The following is a 17,360-nucleotide window of genomic DNA, read 5'->3' as shown; positions in this document are numbered from 1 at the left end:
AATGTTCGTTGATCGGGTTGCAAACTTACAAAACTTCTGCGTTCTGCAAATGGGTGCGGTAAACTTTTTGTGAAGGAATTCGCCACAAAAGCATAAAACCAATCACAAACAGCAGTAACAGAGCGAGTACCGAATTGCGCATACTCCCCGTAATTTGTTCGATCAAGCCATAAACGAGCGTCCCCAAAACGATAGAGAGCTTCTCGGTCACGTCGTAGAAGCTAAAAAAAGATGCGGTGTCGGTTGTGACAGGGATAAGTTTGGAGTAAGTGGATCGGGAGAGCGATTGAATACCGCCCATAACCAGACCGACGATAGCCGCCAGCACAAAAAACTGCGATTGTGTTTGTACATAGTACGCTCCGGCGCAGATACCGATCCAGATAACAACGGCCACCATCAGCGCATGCGTATTGCCGAGCCATTCGGAAAGCCGCGAAAAACCGTAAGCGCCTGGTATGGCCACGAGCTGAATCAGAAGAACGGTAATGATCAGACTCTGCCCCGGAAGTTTTAGTTCGTCGCTTCCAAAAATGGTAGCCACATACATGACCGTTTGCACCGCCATGTTGTAGACAAAAAAGGAAACCAGGAATCGCTTAGCCAGCGGTTGTTGCTGCAAACTTGCCCACACCTGTCGCAGCTCCTTGAAGCCATTCAGCAGATAATTGCCTTCCTGACCCTCAGCCGTATTCTTTTTTTCGCCATCCGGCAGTCGGCTAAAGGGGATTTGGGCGAACCCGAACCACCACAGACCCACGGTCAGAAAGGCAATTCGGGAGGCTAAGCCTTCGGAGATGTTACCGAACCACTCCCGCTTCAGAATAACGACCAGGTTGATGATCATGAGCAACACACTACCGATGTACCCCATCGAAAAGCCACGGGCGCTCACTCGGTCGTATTGGTCTTCGGTAGCGATATCGGGCAGGTAAGAGTTGTAAAAGACAATGCTGCCGCTCCAGCCAATGAGACTTAGCCAGAAGCAGATTACCGAAATTGTGGTCGTTTCCTTCGTAAAAAAGTAAAGCAGACTGCAACTGATGGCCCCAAGATAGCAGAAGAACTTCATAAAAGCTTTCTTGTGGCCACTGTAATCGGCGATGGCCGTGCAGATGGGGGAAAGCAGGGCGGTAAATAGAAAAGCCGCCGAAATAGTGTACGAAAAAAGGACTGAGTTCTTGACGGAGAATCCCAAAAAGTTAATGATCGGACCACCGGCATCGTTGAGGGCTGTGGCGGAGAAATAAACCGGGAAGATACTCGATACAATCACCAGGGAGTGAACCGAGTTAGCCCAGTCATAATACGTCCAGGCGGTTAATGTACGGGGGGAGTTTTTCATTAAAAATGGTGAAGTAAGTGGAGCCGGTGAAGTAAGTTATTGGTTAAGGGCTGGCAAACTTACATCACTTGCTACACTATTTGTTTACTACACTATTTACTTACCACATTAACGCCACTTAAAAAATCAATAACGGCGTTGGTAAAGGCGTGATTCGAATCGCCTGCAACCATATGTCCGGCGTCGGCAACGCTGATACTTTGCACATGGGGTACCGCGTCCAGAAATTCGGCCATAACTTTTTCGCTTACAACATCACTGATGCCCCCGCGAACAATAAGCGTTGGTACGGTGAGCGAATGAGCGGCCTGGTATAATCGATTTTCGTTGCTCGTCTGTTTGTCAGGACCGGTGCTGTTTCGCCAGATGTTCAGCATGTTTGGGTCCCAATGCCAATAGTAACGCATACCGCCGTCGGGCCCTTGCCGAAGACGCAGGTTCTTTTCCAGACGACTGGTGTCTGAGGGGCGCGGTCTATTGGGCAGATAGGCGGCTACTGCTTCGGCGGCTTCGTCGAGGCTGACAAAGCCGTCCAGATTCCGACTCATAAAAGCGAAAATGCGTTCTATGCCTTTCTGCTCACTACGCGGGGCTATGTCGACCAGCACAATGGCCGAGCAAATGGAGGCTGGGTAGGCCGGATCTCGTTCACCTTCCGCAACAAGGGCTGTCATACCACCCATGGATGCGCCCACAAGCGCAGGTTTCTGGTCGAAGGTAGCACAGATTTTTCGGAGGTCGCTGGCCAGGTAGTCAATACTGTAGTGGGCCTCCACCGACCAGTCGCTGTCACCATGACCACGGGCATCGAGGGCCACGGCGTACCAGCCTGCTTCTGCCAGCACGCTTGCCGTATCACTCCAGGAATGCCGCGTTTGGCCGCCCCCGTGCAACAGCAAAACGGGCGGATTTGCCGGCTCACCCCAGGCATCGGCATAAATAAAAAAGCCCGGCTCAGTTTCAAATTTCATAGTGGAGTGGGTGGAGTCGGTGAAATTGTGCAGTGGTGTTGGGTCTGACCGGGCTGGCGTTCCCGGAGCCGACACCATTGCACCACTTCTCAACTGCACCACTTACAAGCTTGGTATAAACTCCAGATTAATATCTGCATCTTTCCCGTCGACCGGGGCGCGTTGGCGGAGGATGAGCTTGTTCTTCGTGAGTTGAATTATCGGGAAATTGCCTTTAAATCCCTGCACATCCACGTCGATGGATTTACTGTCGGACGCCAGCACCCAGGTTCCCTGGTTAACGACTGAGTTGGACTGTTTGGGGTCGAGCGCCCGAACTGTTCCGTTGTTTCGGAACTGCATATTGAGGTCATACAGCACCTGGGTTGATAGGTTTAAGCGGCTTCTATTGATTTCCTGCCCGTCGGGTGTGGATACCCGATTGGTTACCCAGTTGTTGGCCACGAGCAATTCTGACTGAGAGGTTCCGACTGGATTCGGGTCGGTGCCGTTATCCGTCGAGCAACCGGTCAGGATGCTGAACAGCACAGTACAGAAAAGAAGAATTCGAACGGGATACATAAGTGAATGGAGTTGTTGATTTCGTTTCATACGCAGAAGAGTAACGAGCAAGGTTGACCAATTCGTTTACCGAGTGGACAGCTTTAGAACGAGTCAGCGTTATCGACTTGATCCGAAAGGATAACGCTACCCGCTTATTGGGCTCCTAAAATTCCGTAGTTTTACCGAAACTTCAAGCAATGCGCGTTTCATTTGGCTTTTTCTTTCTCTGTTTTGCTGGATTTTGGCTGGGGCTAATGCCCATGGCCACGGCTCAGTTGCAATGTGCCGAGCGACTAAGCTTTACCCCGGTTACACAGCCGAATCAAATTGAGTGGAGTAAATTTCCTGAATTTTCGCTGCCTTTCCCGATCATTTACGGTGGCCCCCGTTTTACCGATACACAGGCGAGTCCACTCCGGCACGGTTTCAGCCACCTGGTCGATGTTAAAGATAATGAGTTTGGTTCTTTCGTGAAACCTGCCCAACGGGCTGTGGTGTATTATGGCGTGGCTACCGGACTGGGCCAGCCTTGGGAAACCATCGAAAGTCCGTGGGCGAATGATCTGAACGCTTACCGCGCCAATTGGGATCGTTTCCTGTCGGGTCTGGCGGGTGGTCAGAAAAATTCGGCGGGTTTGTATGTACTGCCCATTAGTCGGCTGGCGCTCGATATTGAGCGGATTTTGGAAACAGATACCCGTATCTTAAGGATTAAAACCGATACCCGTGTCCCGGCAAGCTATCGTAGCCTGTCCGACGCCAGCTTCATTGCCGCTTACAAGCGGGATATGCGGAATCTGTATGCCGAAGCCGCCCGGTATATGCGCCAACATGCCGACCTGACCAACATCAGCCTGACCAGTTACGCCGACTCGCCCGTTCTGAATACGTATATGAACGTTTCAACATTCTCCTGGGCCGACTGGTCAACCAATCTCGCCCGGACGAATTACCTGGTTCAGGATTCGACGGGTCGAAGCATCGGCGGCTCGTATTACGAACAACTGAATTCGCTATCCCCATCCGCTTATTATTTCTACGATTACCCGAATCCATTTGCCAGACAGTATCTGGCCTATTTGCTGTTTCAGGTCGAAGTCAATCGGGCCTGGAGCAACAAACCCGTAGTACCCTGGGTCTGGCTGCGCTATCACGACAGTTCGACCAGTTACCCGAATTTCATTCAGCGGTTTATGGCAGAAGCCACGGCTATTTTCCCGTTCTTTTCGGGAGCGGCCGGTTTGTGGCTCTGGGAAAATCCCACACTGGCCCCAACTCGAACCGATATCTACGCGGCTTATGAGCATTTTACGCATGGACTGTTTCGACTGTCGCGCTTTGCCGATATGTTTCAGGGAACCTACGAGCTGGTCATCGAAACGCCCGCCCGCGATCTACTGGATAAAGAACTTCCCGTTTGGCGGGGGGTAGCCAAAGGCAATAAAATCCTGGTTGCGGCTCAAAACCCCTATGCCGAAGAAGGCGCTAAAACTACACTGACGGTCCGGTACAAAACCTGGCAGCAAACCATCGAACTCATCGGGCGTGAAGTGTATCTGTGCCAATTCGATATGGGCGTCGTGACGGCAAACGAGCCTTTATTGGCCGAGATGATCGTGTTCCCGAACCCGGCTCAGACCCTGCTCACCGTCAAGTTCAGTAGATTACCTGCTTCGTCCGCCAGCCTCACATTGTTGAACACAAGTGGTCAGCCCGTGGTTAGACGGGAGGTCAGCACCCTTGAGGAGCGTCTGAACATAGCGCATTTGCCAGCGGGCATTTATTTTCTCCGGGTACAAAGTGGCGACCAGATTCAGTCAAAAAAAATAGTTATTCAGGGATTGTGATCAGTGGGTTGCACCCCCCCGTGCCGTCATGCCCATTCCAGCTTATGCCTAATCAACTTCAATACGAAACCAGCCCATACCTTCTTCAGCATGCGGAAAATCCAGTAAACTGGTATCCGTGGGGCGACGAAGCCCTGACCAGAGCCATTGACGAAGACAAGCCCATCATTGTCAGCATTGGGTACTCGGCCTGTCACTGGTGCCACGTTATGGAGCGGGAGTCGTTCGAGAAGGAAGCCGTAGCGCGGGTAATGAACGAGCATTTTGTGTGCATTAAAGTCGACCGGGAGGAGCGCCCCGATGTCGATGCCATTTATATGGATGCCGTGCAGGCAATGGGTGTGCAGGGCGGCTGGCCGCTCAACGTGTTCCTCATGCCCGACGCCAAGCCGTTCTATGGGGTTACCTATCTGCCACCCAAAAACTGGGTGAACCTGCTGGAAAGTATCGACAATGCGTTTAACGAACACCGCGCTGACCTGGCTCAGTCGGCGGAGGGGTTTGCTCGCGAACTGAACCTATCCGATGCCGAACGCTACGGTCTGACGCAGAACGACCCGCTTTTTGCCCCCGAAATGCTGGATGTACTTTACCGTAAAGTAGCCGTAAAAGCTGACGATGAGAAGGGTGGAATGCGTCGGGCCCCCAAGTTTCCAATGCCCAGTGTTTGGCGATTCCTGCTTCGCTACCAGGCCGTGGCCGCAGCCACTTCGTCCCGGCAACCAGCCGATTCCATCGAAACGGCGGCACAGGCACTGGGACTGGTCCGTATCACGCTGGATCGCATGGCGCTGGGCGGTATTTACGATCAGTTGGGGGGCGGATTTGCCCGCTATTCGACGGACGCCGACTGGTTTGCTCCGCACTTCGAAAAAATGCTGTACGACAATGCCCAACTGCTTACCCTATATTCAGAAGCCTACAGCCTGACGAAAGATAAGCTGTACAAGCATGTCGTTTACCAGACAATTGCCTTTGCCCAGCGAGAATTACTGAGCCCGGAAGGTGGCTTTTATTCGGCCCTTGATGCCGATAGCGAAGGGGTAGAGGGCAAATTTTATACGTTTACTACCCCCGAACTGAGAGAAATCCTGGGTGCTGATTTCGACTGGTTTGCTGACCTTTATTCCATTAGTGAAGCCGGTAACTGGGAGCATGGACGAAACATCCTTCACCGAATAGAATCCGATGAAGAGTTTGCGGCTCGAATGGGCTGGTCGGCTGCCGATCTGAATGTTCGTCTGGATGCCACCCATACGCGGCTGCTGCGGGTGCGTAACGAACGCATCCGGCCTGGACTCGACGACAAGATTCTCTGTTCCTGGAATGGACTCATGCTGAAAGGACTCGTTACGGCTTACCGCGTTTTTGGTGAGCCGGAGTTTCTGACGCTCGCCCTGCGACTGGCATATTTTCTGCTCAAAAAAATACGCGATAGCCGGAATGGTCGACTCTGGCATACCTATAAAGTGACCGAAGGCGGTACCGGACGAGCGCGGCAGGCGGGTTTCCTCGACGATTATGCCGCCGTGATCGACGGTCTTCTGGCATTGTACCAGGCCACGTTTACCCGTAGCTGGCTAACCGAAGCGGATCAGCTTATGCAGTATGTACTGACGAACTTTGCGGATTCATCCGTTGATGAACTCACCGGTCCGGAGCCGCTCCTGTTCTTCACCGATAAGAACAGCGAAGAACTGATTGCCCGTCGGAAGGAGCTGTTCGACAACGTTATACCATCATCCAATTCAATGATGGCCGAAAATTTGTACATCCTGAGTTTACTGCTTGACCGACCTGCCTACGCCGAACGTACCGATCAAATGCTGGGGCGGGTACAGCCACTGGTGGAGCAAAACGCCGATTACCTGACCAACTGGGCTGCCCAATTCGCCCTGCGAGCCCGGCCCACGGCTGAGATTGCCATTGTTGGGCCGGAAGCCGAGCCATTTCGGGCCGAGCTGGATGCCGATTATTACCCGAACAGGGTGTTATGCGGCACGAGCGATTTACAGGAAACAGGCCCGGATGGACTACCCCTTTTGCAACACCGGGGTCTGGTTGATGGACAAACGGCGATTTATGTTTGCTATAACCGGGCTTGTCAGTTGCCGGTAACGAGCGTAGGCGAGGTAAGGGATTTAGTTCACTAAGGCAATGCTTACCGCAGCTTATTCTCCCCAGGCAGTTAAAACAAGTGTGCGTCGACCGCCGTTGTTGCGGTGCTCACCCAGATAAATACCCTGCCAGATGCCGAGGTTCAGCCGTCCGTTTGTGATGGGGATGGTGACGGAGTGCCCCAGCAGAGCCGCTTTTAGGTGGGCGGGCATATCGTCTGAACCCTCATAGTCATGCTCGTAATAAGGTTCATTTTCGCGGACGGTCCGGTTGAAGAATCGCTCGAAATCGCCCCGGACGGTTGGGTCCGCGTTTTCATTGATGGTCAGGCTGGCCGATGTATGCTGAATAAATACCTGCAGTAAGCCAGTCTTGATGCGCCGAAGATCGACAAACTCCCGTTCTATTGTACTGGTGATCAGGTGAAAACCGCGTGGATAAGCAGGAAGCTGAAACGTGTGCTGGAGAATGGCCATAGCCGAAAAAACAGAAGAGGATTAAAACATAAATTGATAATAACTATATTAGTAGTAAGTCTGTTGTGCCTATTGTTGAGCAATTGCTCACTGCGAAATGCGCGAAAAATAGACAGATCGTTTGGTTTATGAATGCTGTTTACATACTGTTACTTGGCCTGTTGTTCTGCCTTCCCGCTCAGGCGCAACCCGATCTGGCTAAAAACAGCCAGACTGTGCGTCGTATACATGCAGAGTACGACGAAGAAATTCTCTATTTCGGTAAACGCAACCAATACTTTACAGTTCGGACACTGTTGAAAAACGGGTCTTTATTTCGCCAGGATTCCTATCAAATCTTGCCCCAAACGTTGCCAAACGGCTTTCGGTTGGATAGCCTTAGCCGTATATTCCGGTATGGCCCTACGAAAATCATGTACCTCACCGGGAAGCCTTATATTACCTGCGAATACAAAGATGATGTACTCCACGGCCCGTTCATGGTCTTTTATGAAGATGGGTCTATCAAGCGAAAAGAGTACTACCGCAACGGCCGTATGACACAGAGTAGTTGCTTTACAATGGATGGGGTCAGGGAAGCGTGCGAGCCCTTCTACCAGTCAGCTCAGTTTCTGGGGAAACCCAATGATCTTTCGGCCTATATGAAGCAAAAACTCGGGCCGCTGGTGGATGGCGAACGTATCCGGCGGGTTACCGCTACACTTGCCATCAATGAAATCGGGCAGGTGACGGGCATTGGCGTATTGTTGAATACGAACGTGTCCGAAAATACGAAAATGCCCGAAGCCGTCTCCTACGTGCAGCAGGTGATTCGGAACATGCCCGAGTGGACGCCCGAAAAGCTAAATTGGAAACCTGCCTTTAACGATGGCAAGGCTACCGCATCGACCTGCGTATTAACCGTTTTTCGTGTTTACGGAAGCCTTCAGTACAGTATATACTATCGTTTGTAACGGCATATACACATTAACCATGCATGGGAACTTCCAGAAGAAGAAGTAGGGCGTTGTTGGATAAGGCTTCAAAGTCTACCTCAGCACCTTGGATCGTCATCAGCGATAAGCCATCACGTTCATGGAGTAATCGGTTCTGAACCTCAAAAACACCACTTAATACAAAGGCAAAAACGCCGTTCTTGGGATTATTAAGTGTGTAAACCCCCTCTGACCGTCCGTCAAATCTACCGATAAAGCCTAAACCTGCGGTTTGCGTGTCGTCATTGAGCGGATTTAGGGTGAAGGCGGGCAGAAGTTGATTTGTGGTTGTCAAGTCAATAACCGATTGGCTGACGGAAGCCGATTCGGGATTGCCGGAAAACCAGAGCTGAACAAAATTGATCAATTCCGTTTCATACGGATTGATGACCTCGTACGCCATTCCTTTTGTTAGCCAAACCGTTTGAATCTGCCCTGCTTCCAAAAAGCTGTTGGCAAACGGGCTGCTGAATTCCAGGCCACCCACCAATGGAATCAGTACAACGGCAGTGTCGGCATCGACCGTTACCGACAACCGATTTCCCGGACTAAGGGTGTCATCATTTAATACCTGTAACCCGCCAAAAGGAGTCCGGCAGGCATTTGCGTACTGCCCGAAGTTAAACGTGTGATAACTCCGAAAAAAACGACTTTGTGAGCAGCCTCGTTGGTCGGCTACATACAGTTGAGCCTGCGTTGTACGGTCGATCATTGCTAATAAGCGGGTGTACGTCAGGCATAGTCTATGACTATGTCCGGGTGTTATCCGGTCTCTCACCGGTATACTTAGGCTAGCTATTGAACTCCGGTCAGAGACCGGATAACGCTCCAACATAGTTATAAACTATGCCGAGCGCTATAGACCGGTGCTTCATTCCGTCAGGTTGACCTGGTTTCATCAGGCATTGACAACAATTGTATGGGTGAGCGTGTACCCACCCGCTATACTCCCTGAAACCGTAGCTAATTCATTGGTGAATCCATCCGAAAAAACATTATCCCGTTCGTTAAGGGTATCCTGTTTTCCTTTCGTGTAGCCGTACGACTGGGCCGTTGTGTAGACCGTGTTACTAACATCGTACGGGAAGGCAATTTGCGTGACCAGCAGCGACTTACCTGCCGAGTTGTAGATGTGGACGTGAATGTGGGGTGCCCGACCCGAGTACCATCCCGGGAAGATTGATGTAAATGAAACCAACCCATTGACGTCTGTAGTCTGTCGGCCTCTCAGGAAGTCTACTTTCGTAAAATCGGCACTCTGCATGCCGGTGCCGCCATATTCTGAGTAGTAGCCGTCTTTGTCACAATGCCACACATCAACGAGCGCACCGGCCAGTGCTGCACAACTGGCGTTGGCATTTTTGATGGTGATATTCATGGTGAAGGCAACCCCGGTTCGGTCGGAGCGGATATCCTTTGTTACGAGGCTGGACGGTACTTTGGTGGGGAAAGGCCCTTCCGTTTCCGAGGGAGTAACGGTGCAGTTACTGGATGAGTTGCCGTTTGTAGACCCCGTTGACGTAGTAATGCCTGTGGTGGACGTACTGTCCGGGCTAATCGTCGATGAAGAGCAGGCCCCTATGAGCGGTGCTACTGCTGTGATGCCCAGCAAACTGACAAAACCACGTTTTAAAAATTCTTTACGTTCCATAAGACAGAAGATGGAGTTAACTCGTCCGAATACGTTGAAAAATAGAGTGAGTTTTTATTTCAGTCGAATTAAATTCGCTTTCTCCCAGTAGCGCAGGAAGGGGCTGTTTCGTTGCACTGGCTAACTAGATATAGGTAAATGGCAACATTGTGTCGGTAAACGTTAGGGTTTATCTCAACGACCGAAACGTTTCAGGAAGTCGACTTCGTAGCTGGCTCCGATGGGTATTTCACGGCTATCAACGGAGATGGTCTTGTTTCGGACGGCTTCGATACGGCTTAGGGGAACGATAAAGGACCGATGCACCCGAACAAAATTGGTGGCTGGCAGCCGTTCGAGTATGGATTTCATCGTCATTCGGGCCACGATAGGCTTTGGCGCACCAGCCTTGGTTGTACTTGCCTGCTCGGACCGGAGGTGGATTTTGAGGTAGTCATCCAGCCCTTCGATGTATAAAATATCTGCCAGTGCTATTTTATGCAGGGTATAGTCGGCGCGAATAAACACATAAGCCTCATTCGTCGTATCGGCTTGCTGTTGCCAGCGGTAAAAGTCAGCGGCTTTATTGGCCGCTTGTACAAAACGCTCGAACGTAAATGGTTTGAGCAAATAATCGACGGCATTGAGGGTAAAACCTTCAACCGCATATTCTCCGTAGGCGGTTGTGAAAATAACCATCATCGGTTGGTTATCAGCCGGATTAATGCGCGTAATAGCCCGGTAAAAATCGATGCCCGACATAGACGGCATGTTTATGTCCAGAAACAGCAGATCGACCGGGAACTGCCCGATATACTGTAAAGCTTCGTCGGTTCGGGTAAATGTTTTGCGTAAATCTATTAAACCGGCCTGCTGGCAGAAATGGGTGAGTATCCGCAGGGCGGGGGGCTCGTCGTCAACGGCAATGGCTCGAATCATGACAGTGTAATGGATAAATCAACAGTAAAGCGATCTGCCTGATCGCTGACACGCAGCTGGTGCTTATTCGGATATAAAAGTTGTAAACGCGCTTTTGTGTTGGCTAGCCCAATCCCGCTTGCAACAGCAGTGGGCTGAAACACCCTAACCTTTTTGTTGACTATGTGGCAATGAATGGACTGACCATCGAGGCTAATACTAATTTGAATAGGTGAGGGTTCTTCAGGACTGACGCCGTATTTAAACGCATTTTCAATGAAAGAGATCAGCAGGAGGGGAGCAATCTGCTGGTGGGTGGGATTGCCCTCAATCGTAAACGCTATTTCGGCCGTATCGCCCAGCCGCAGTCGTTGCAAGGCTATGTACTGTCGAATATAATCCAGCTCGTTGTGTACTGAAACCCGGTTTTTCTGCGAATCCTGAATGACATACCGAAGAAATGAGGACAGTTCGACCAAGGCGGCCGCGGTTTGGGGCGACTCAACAATGGCGAGTGAATAGATGCTGTTCAGCGTATTGAACAGAAAATGAGGATTGATCTGAGCTTTTAAGTACGAAAGTTCCGTCTGTATTTTTTCCTGTTCGGTCTCCCGCCAGCGGCTGTTGATGCGCAATGCCAGCGCCATTAGAAACCCGGCCAGTGTCAGGAAAAAGGTTTGTGTCAGCTCTGAGGGAAGGCCCGGCTGCCGTGGTCCGGATTGGGGCAACCGATCGGCCGGAAATGGCGGAGGAAAGTCGTCCGGACTTCCGGGGTACCGGGGTCTTTCCGGAGAGGGTGGAGGTGCAGAGGTTGGGCTGGCGGAGGGACTAATGCCCCGTCGATTGATGGTAGCCAGCGTACTTTCGATCAGTAAAAAACAGCCCAGTGAGGCAAGCGCATACAGGATATACCTTCTGGCAAAATAGAGTCTCGGAATGAGTACGTAGAAGTTTATGTAAAAAAAGGCAATCGTCAGCAGGTACGATACCTGTGTGCGCTGTTCGTGCGGGTTGTGCTGCAACTCGGCCAGTCTGGAAAAGCCTTCGTCGGAAAAGACATAAGGCAGGGCCAGAAAAGTTAAGCACCCCAGCAGGTGAATTGCGATCTGCGAGAGCCGGTTATTCATACCGGAAAATTAGTTCGGAATTCGCCGAAAAGAGAAACGGGCTAACCCAATTGAGGGTTTATAGCCGGAATGTGTCGGTGAATACCCCAAACGGTTTAAAGGATCCGGTCGGAGTTTTCGCTGACGAAAGCGCCCCAGGCACCTTTTTTGTTCTTTTTGCCGGGAGCTACGGGCAGCGCGTTTTCGTGAAAATGATGACAAACGGCAATCGCCAGCGCATCGGTAGCGTCGAAGAATTTAGGGTCGAGGTCCTCCTTAAGCAAATGCCCGACCATTTGAGATACCTGATCTTTAGACGCATTTCCATTGCCGGTAACCGATTGTTTGATCCGGCGCGGTGCGTATTCGACGATGGGGATATTGCGCGATAACGCAGCCGCCATGACCACACCCTGCGCTCGGCCCAGTTTGAGCATGGCTTGCACGTTTTTGCCGAAGAACGGGTCTTCGATCGCCATTTCGTCGGGGTGGTATTCGGCGATTAACCGGAGGATGGTTTCGTAGAGTTTCTGCAGCTTCAGCTGGTAGGTTGTATATTTGCTCAACTGAACCACGCCGTACTGAATCATGCTCATTGTACCTCCCTTCACCGAAATAATGCCGTAGCCGGCAATCATGGTGCCCGGATCGACCCCCAAAATCACTTTCTCGGGTGTAACGACTGGCTGAATGATCGATGAAGTAGGTTTAATAATCATGATTGGGTGTTGGCTCTATTACAAAGTAACGTGTTCTCCTCTATTTTGTCGCTGAAACCGGGTAAAAAAATCATCTTTTGGGCAAAAATTGCCGTGTTTTTAGCCCTCATCGGTTACATCGCCCATGTTTTAAGGCAGCAGCCGTTCAATTGGGCGGTTGTCAAGGCACAAGTAAAGGGGGTTCAGCACCCGGAACGCTGGGCAGTTTGTCTGGTACTACTCACGCCGGTCAACTGGGGGCTTGAGGCCCTTAAATGGCAGATTCTGCTCCGTCGGGTGGTGCCTACCGGATTCTGGCAGGCGTACCAGGGGGTATTGGCCGGGGTTTCTCTAGGCTTCACTTTACCGGCTCAACTGGGCGATACGGCCGGCCGGGTTTTGTCGCTGCGTACCAACCGGGCGGGTGCCATTGGGGCATCCCTGGTGTCGGGCGGCATGCAATTCTACGTCGCTATTGTGTTTGGTACGGTTGCCTGGGCGCAGCACCTTAGCCTTGTTCCCGAGCGAAACAACCAAACAGGTCAATGGCTGCTGGCGTTACTTACGCTCTTGTCGCTGGGTGGGGTGTTGTTCGGAGTTGTTCGTCGGTCAATGATATCGCAGCTGGCTGGCCGTTCGGGCCTGAACCGCTTCGCCGACTACTGGCAGGTGGCTATTCAGTATTCGGACCGGGAAATCGCACTTGCACTCGCGGTAGCTGGGTTACGGTATCTGATTTTCTCCGCCCAGTTTTACTTCGCCATGCGGCTGGTTGGGCTGATGCTACCCCCCGCTATGGCCGCATCCGGTATTGGGCTGGTCTTTCTGGCAAAAACCATTACGCCCGCGTTCAACTTACTGAGCGATCTGGGCGTTCGGGAAGCTGCTTCGTTATGGGTGTTCGCACCCTTTGGCCTTTCGGCATCTGTACTGATAACGGTCACCCTAACGCTTTGGGTCGCTAACGTACTGACGCCCGTACTGGCAGGCCTGATCTGGGTCTGGAAACTCAAATTAACCGCTGAATGACAATCATCCTTCTGGTAATCAGTGGTCTCTATGCGCTGTTTACCTTCGTACTCTGGATTGCCTGGTTACGCATCCCAACGATTCATCCATCGGCTCAAACGACTGGTGGTCCGCTTATTACCGTCGTGATCCCCGTTCGTAACGAGGCCGATAATATACTGAACCTGCTGGACGACCTGAGTCGCCAGACATATGCTTCTTTTGAGGTCATTATTGCCGATGATTCGTCGACAGATGCTACGCTGGCCATTGTCCGGGAGTATGCACAATCGGCCTCGTTCACGGTCCGCCCATTGCCGTTGACCAACGAGCGGACGGCGTCGCCAAAAAAACGGGCCATCACCCAAAGCATCGCTATGGCCACCGGCGAGTTGATCCTGACGACCGATGGTGACTGCCGGGTTGGCCCCAACTGGCTGGCTTCATTTGCTGCATTTCAGCGTCAAACAGGTGCCCGACTGCTATCGGGGCCGGTAACGTTCACCGACGGGCGTACTGTTTTCGATGCCCTGCAAACAGTTGAGTTTTCGAGTCTTATCGGTTCCGGTGCGTGTACGATGCAGCTTGGTGTACCCACCATGTGCAACGGAGCTAACCTATGTTACGTAAAGGATGTGTTTGCCGAGGTGGGCGGCTTTGCCGGTTTCGATCACCTGGCCTCCGGCGACGATGAGTTTTTGATGCATAAGATTTCGGCGCGCTATTCAGATGGTGTTCGTTTTCTGAAAAGTCCGGAGGCTATTGTTCGGACGGGAACCCACCAGACGTGGCGGGGATTTTACAACCAGCGGAAGCGATGGGCGAGTAAATGGCGAGCCTACGACAGCTATCTGCCATCGTTGCTGGCAGTATTTATATTTCTGTGTAATGTTGTCCCTATTGTCGCTGTTTTGGGCTGGTGGCTCAATTATTTAAACGGAAATGTAACACTACTCGTTATTGGTTTAAAGCTTGTACCTGAATTTTTGTTTTTACGGCAGATTCTTGTTTTTTTACAAAAAAAATCGTCTGTGAACGTCATTCCGCTAACACAGTTTGTATACCCATTTTATGTGATTTTCTTTGGTCTGGCCGCTCAGGGAAAGGGGTACCATTGGAAAGGAAGAAATCTTACTTGATGTGTGATGAACGATAGGTGCTGAATGGTGTGATAATAACGCATCATGGGCACTAAATCTGGCATCATGTATCCTAAATCAACATTAATTTGTCATTCTTTCTGCATAAATCTAATTTTTTACTCCGGACGGTATACCCTGAGTTCTGGTGGAGGATCGATCAGGAGACTGAACCAACGATCTATCTGACCTTCGATGACGGGCCAATTCCTGATGTGACTGAGTTTGTGCTGGAGCAATTGGACCGTTTTGCTGCTCAGGCTACCTTTTTCTGCATTGGTGACAATGTTCGCAAGCATCGTGACATTCTATATAAGGTACTGGAAGCCGGGCATATGGTCGGGAATCATACGTTCAATCACCTGAATGGCTGGAAAACGGAAGATGCCGTCTATCTGGAAAATATCCAAAAATGCCAGTCGTTGCTAAATGTTGAAACCTCCCTTTTTCGCCCCCCTTACGGACGCATAAAAAAAACGCAGGTGGCCGAAGTGCTCGAAAATTATTCCATTGTAATGTGGGATGTGCTCACGGGTGATTTTGACCGTAGCCTGCCCGCTGATGTCTGCCTGCGGAAAACTATTAAATACACGCGGCCGGGTTCTATCGTTGTGTTTCACGATAGTGTAAAGGCCTGGCCTACGATGCGCTACGTTCTGCCCCGGATGCTGGCTTATTTTGCCGCCCGTGGATATTCGTTCCGCTCTGTGCCACAACCCGTTTATGCCGGTTACTAACTCGTCAGATTCGTCTCAGCCGGATAGTCCCCGTGTTAGTATTTTGATTGCGGCCCGCAATGAAGAAAACACCATTCTTGCCTGTCTTGAGGCAATTAGTCACCTCAACTATCCAATTGATGAGCTGGAGGTGCTTATTGGAGATGACCAATCAACCGACCAGACTGCATTGGTCATAAGCAAATTCATTCAAAATAAACGCGCTTACCGACTGGTTCACATCGGCGAATCAGCCGTGGGTTTGCAGGGCAAGGCCAATGTGCTGGCTCAACTCGCTATTCAGGCTCGCGGCCAACTGCTTTTTTTTACCGACGCCGATACCCAGGTCCCGACCAACTGGCTGACTTGTATGGGTCAATCATTTCAAAAGCAGACCGGTATTGTCACGGGTGTTACCCTTCCCGAAGGTTCCCAAATTTTCCATAAGCTTCAAACCATCGACTGGCTGTATAACCTGACACTTACGCACCTGGTGAGTAGCATGGGGTTGCCGGTTACTGCTATGGGAAACAACATGGCGGTAAGTCGGGAAGGATATAAGGCTATCGGCGGCTATGAGTCGCTGGAATTTTCGGTCGTTGAGGATTATACACTTTTTCGGGCCATTATAGCCAAAGGCTACGGTTTCAAAAACTTGCTGAACGAAGACGTTTTAGCCCGGACGAAAGCGGTTGACACTCTGACTGCCTTTCTGCATCAGCGCAAACGGTGGATGCGCGGAGCCAGCCAGTTGCCAATCTGGATGGTTAGCTCGCTCTATGTTCAGTATCTGGCGGCACCTTTGTTTCTCCTGTTGGGCTGGTTCTCGCCGGTATTGGCTGTGGGAGTGTATGTCGCCAGGCTACTCATGCAAACGATGATCATTTCGTTCGGGTTGAGCCGGTTGAGGCAAACCAACTTATGGCCTTACGCGTTGCTATTTGAAATTTACCAACTCATCATTGGCCCTCTGGCGGTAGTTTTCTACCTGATGCCAACGAAAATTGAGTGGAAAGGAAGGGTGTATCACTGACTTGCCACTTATCAACTGACGGATAATGATTTTAATTGACACCCACGCCCATATTTACGATTCCCAGTTTGAGGAAGACCGGGAAGCTATGCTCCACCAAGCTGAGAAAGAGCAGATTAGCCAGATCTGGATGCCGAACTGCGCCCGAGAGACCATTCCCGGTATGATGGCGCTGGCCGAGCAGTACCCCGACCGTTGTCTGCCCATGATGGGATTGCATCCGGCCTATGTCAACGACACCGTAGACGAAGAACTGGCGGTAGTAGAGGATGCCCTCAACCGAAATGCTTTCATGGCCGTGGGCGAAATCGGACTGGATTTTTATTGGGACATGACCTACGTCGATCAACAGTTTGCCGCTTTTGAGACGCAGCTTCGCTGGGCCGCAGAACAGCACTTGCCGGTATCCATGCATACTCGTTCAGGTCATGACCGAAATGCGTTCGCCGAAGCGGCTGATCTGATCGAGAAATTGGCTCTATCCGGACTGACGGGCATCTTTCATTGCTTTGTCGGGACGTTGGACGAAGCGAACCGGGCTGTTGATCTTGGCTTCAAACTTGGCATTGGCGGGGTAGCCACGTTTAAAAACGGCGGACTGGACAAAGTGCTCCCACACATCGGTCTGGAGCACCTTGTCCTGGAAACCGATGCTCCTTATCTGGCACCGGTGCCTTATCGGGGCAAGCGCAACGAACCGGCTTACATCCGGCTGGTGGCCCAGCGCGTAGCCGACCTTAAGCAAATTAATATTGATGATGTAGCCCGGCACACAACGACCAACGCGCTTTCGTTGCTTCCTGCTTTATACGCTAATTTATTGCCGGGTTAGAGCGTA

The 17,360-nt window shown here is 51.2% G+C and carries 17 protein-coding genes; 8 read left to right on the top strand and 9 right to left on the bottom strand.

The window, feature by feature from the left end:
• Positions 1-25 precede the first annotated feature (25 nt).
• From ACYVJM_RS02145 to ACYVJM_RS02135, 3 genes are all read right to left on the bottom strand, one after another.
• Positions 26-1,345, bottom strand: coding sequence for an MFS transporter (locus ACYVJM_RS02145; RefSeq protein WP_461146557.1), 1,320 nt, complete (start codon positions 1,343-1,345; stop codon positions 26-28).
• A 92-nt stretch (positions 1,346-1,437) separates the two neighbouring features.
• Positions 1,438-2,316: an alpha/beta fold hydrolase gene (locus tag ACYVJM_RS02140; RefSeq protein WP_461146556.1), complete on the bottom strand. Its 879-nt coding sequence runs from the start codon at positions 2,314-2,316 to the stop codon at positions 1,438-1,440.
• A gap of 102 nt (positions 2,317-2,418) precedes the next feature.
• Positions 2,419-2,907, bottom strand: coding sequence for a hypothetical protein (locus ACYVJM_RS02135; RefSeq protein WP_461146555.1), 489 nt, complete (start codon positions 2,905-2,907; stop codon positions 2,419-2,421).
• Positions 2,908-3,056: 149 nt separating this feature from the next.
• Here ACYVJM_RS02135 and ACYVJM_RS02130 point away from each other — a divergent pair, with 149 nt between their 5' ends.
• Positions 3,057-4,706 (top strand): T9SS type A sorting domain-containing protein, encoded by a 1,650-nt coding sequence (locus ACYVJM_RS02130; protein ID WP_461146554.1) that lies wholly within the window; start codon positions 3,057-3,059, stop codon positions 4,704-4,706.
• A gap of 44 nt (positions 4,707-4,750) precedes the next feature.
• Complete coding sequence (locus ACYVJM_RS02125) at positions 4,751-6,859, top strand: thioredoxin domain-containing protein (protein ID WP_461146553.1); 2,109 nt, start codon at positions 4,751-4,753, stop codon at positions 6,857-6,859.
• 18 nt (positions 6,860-6,877) lie between these two features.
• On the opposite strand, the gene ACYVJM_RS02120 is transcribed toward ACYVJM_RS02125, so the two are convergent.
• Positions 6,878-7,300: a secondary thiamine-phosphate synthase enzyme YjbQ gene (locus ACYVJM_RS02120; RefSeq protein WP_461146552.1), complete on the bottom strand. Its 423-nt coding sequence runs from the start codon at positions 7,298-7,300 to the stop codon at positions 6,878-6,880.
• 128 nt (positions 7,301-7,428) lie between these two features.
• Here ACYVJM_RS02120 and ACYVJM_RS02115 point away from each other — a divergent pair, with 128 nt between their 5' ends.
• Positions 7,429-8,253: a toxin-antitoxin system YwqK family antitoxin gene (locus ACYVJM_RS02115; protein ID WP_461146551.1), complete on the top strand. Its 825-nt coding sequence runs from the start codon at positions 7,429-7,431 to the stop codon at positions 8,251-8,253.
• Between the two features lie 13 nt (positions 8,254-8,266).
• Here ACYVJM_RS02115 and ACYVJM_RS02110 read toward each other — a convergent pair whose 3' ends face one another.
• From ACYVJM_RS02110 to ruvC, 5 genes are all read right to left on the bottom strand, one after another.
• A complete protein-coding gene (locus tag ACYVJM_RS02110) occupies positions 8,267-8,986 on the bottom strand; it encodes a pirin family protein (RefSeq protein ID WP_461146550.1) in 720 nt (239 codons plus the stop codon).
• A gap of 186 nt (positions 8,987-9,172) precedes the next feature.
• Positions 9,173-9,925, bottom strand: coding sequence for a dioxygenase family protein (locus ACYVJM_RS02105; protein ID WP_461146549.1), 753 nt, complete (start codon positions 9,923-9,925; stop codon positions 9,173-9,175).
• 174 nt (positions 9,926-10,099) lie between these two features.
• Positions 10,100-10,843 (bottom strand): LytR/AlgR family response regulator transcription factor, encoded by a 744-nt coding sequence (locus ACYVJM_RS02100; RefSeq protein WP_461146548.1) that lies wholly within the window; start codon positions 10,841-10,843, stop codon positions 10,100-10,102.
• The gene (locus tag ACYVJM_RS02095; protein WP_461146547.1) at positions 10,840-11,949 is read right to left on the bottom strand and encodes a sensor histidine kinase; all 1,110 of its coding nucleotides are present in this window, start codon (positions 11,947-11,949) and stop codon (positions 10,840-10,842) included. Before ACYVJM_RS02095 ends, ACYVJM_RS02100 begins: the two co-directional genes overlap by 4 nt.
• Positions 11,950-12,044: 95 nt before the next feature.
• Positions 12,045-12,647 (bottom strand): crossover junction endodeoxyribonuclease RuvC, encoded by a 603-nt coding sequence (ruvC, locus tag ACYVJM_RS02090; RefSeq protein WP_461146546.1) that lies wholly within the window; start codon positions 12,645-12,647, stop codon positions 12,045-12,047.
• Between the two features lie 45 nt (positions 12,648-12,692).
• Here ruvC and ACYVJM_RS02085 point away from each other — a divergent pair, with 45 nt between their 5' ends.
• The 5 genes from ACYVJM_RS02085 (at position 12,693) to ACYVJM_RS02065 (ending at position 17,354) form a co-directional block, all read left to right on the top strand.
• Entirely contained in the window at positions 12,693-13,655 is a 963-nt protein-coding gene (locus ACYVJM_RS02085; RefSeq protein ID WP_461147721.1) for a lysylphosphatidylglycerol synthase domain-containing protein, read from the top strand.
• The gene (locus tag ACYVJM_RS02080) at positions 13,652-14,773 is read left to right on the top strand and encodes a glycosyltransferase (RefSeq protein ID WP_461146545.1); all 1,122 of its coding nucleotides are present in this window, start codon (positions 13,652-13,654) and stop codon (positions 14,771-14,773) included. Before ACYVJM_RS02085 ends, ACYVJM_RS02080 begins: the two co-directional genes overlap by 4 nt.
• A gap of 89 nt (positions 14,774-14,862) precedes the next feature.
• Positions 14,863-15,510, top strand: coding sequence for a polysaccharide deacetylase family protein (locus tag ACYVJM_RS02075; RefSeq protein WP_461146544.1), 648 nt, complete (start codon positions 14,863-14,865; stop codon positions 15,508-15,510).
• Positions 15,497-16,522: a glycosyltransferase gene (locus ACYVJM_RS02070; protein WP_461146543.1), complete on the top strand. Its 1,026-nt coding sequence runs from the start codon at positions 15,497-15,499 to the stop codon at positions 16,520-16,522. Before ACYVJM_RS02075 ends, ACYVJM_RS02070 begins: the two co-directional genes overlap by 14 nt.
• Positions 16,523-16,547: 25 nt before the next feature.
• The gene (locus ACYVJM_RS02065; RefSeq protein ID WP_461146542.1) at positions 16,548-17,354 is read left to right on the top strand and encodes a TatD family hydrolase; all 807 of its coding nucleotides are present in this window, start codon (positions 16,548-16,550) and stop codon (positions 17,352-17,354) included.
• Positions 17,355-17,360: the final 6 nt, after the last annotated feature.

It is taken from the genome of Spirosoma pulveris (genome assembly GCF_054781875.1).
This window is presented reverse-complemented; position numbering and strand designations above follow the sequence as displayed.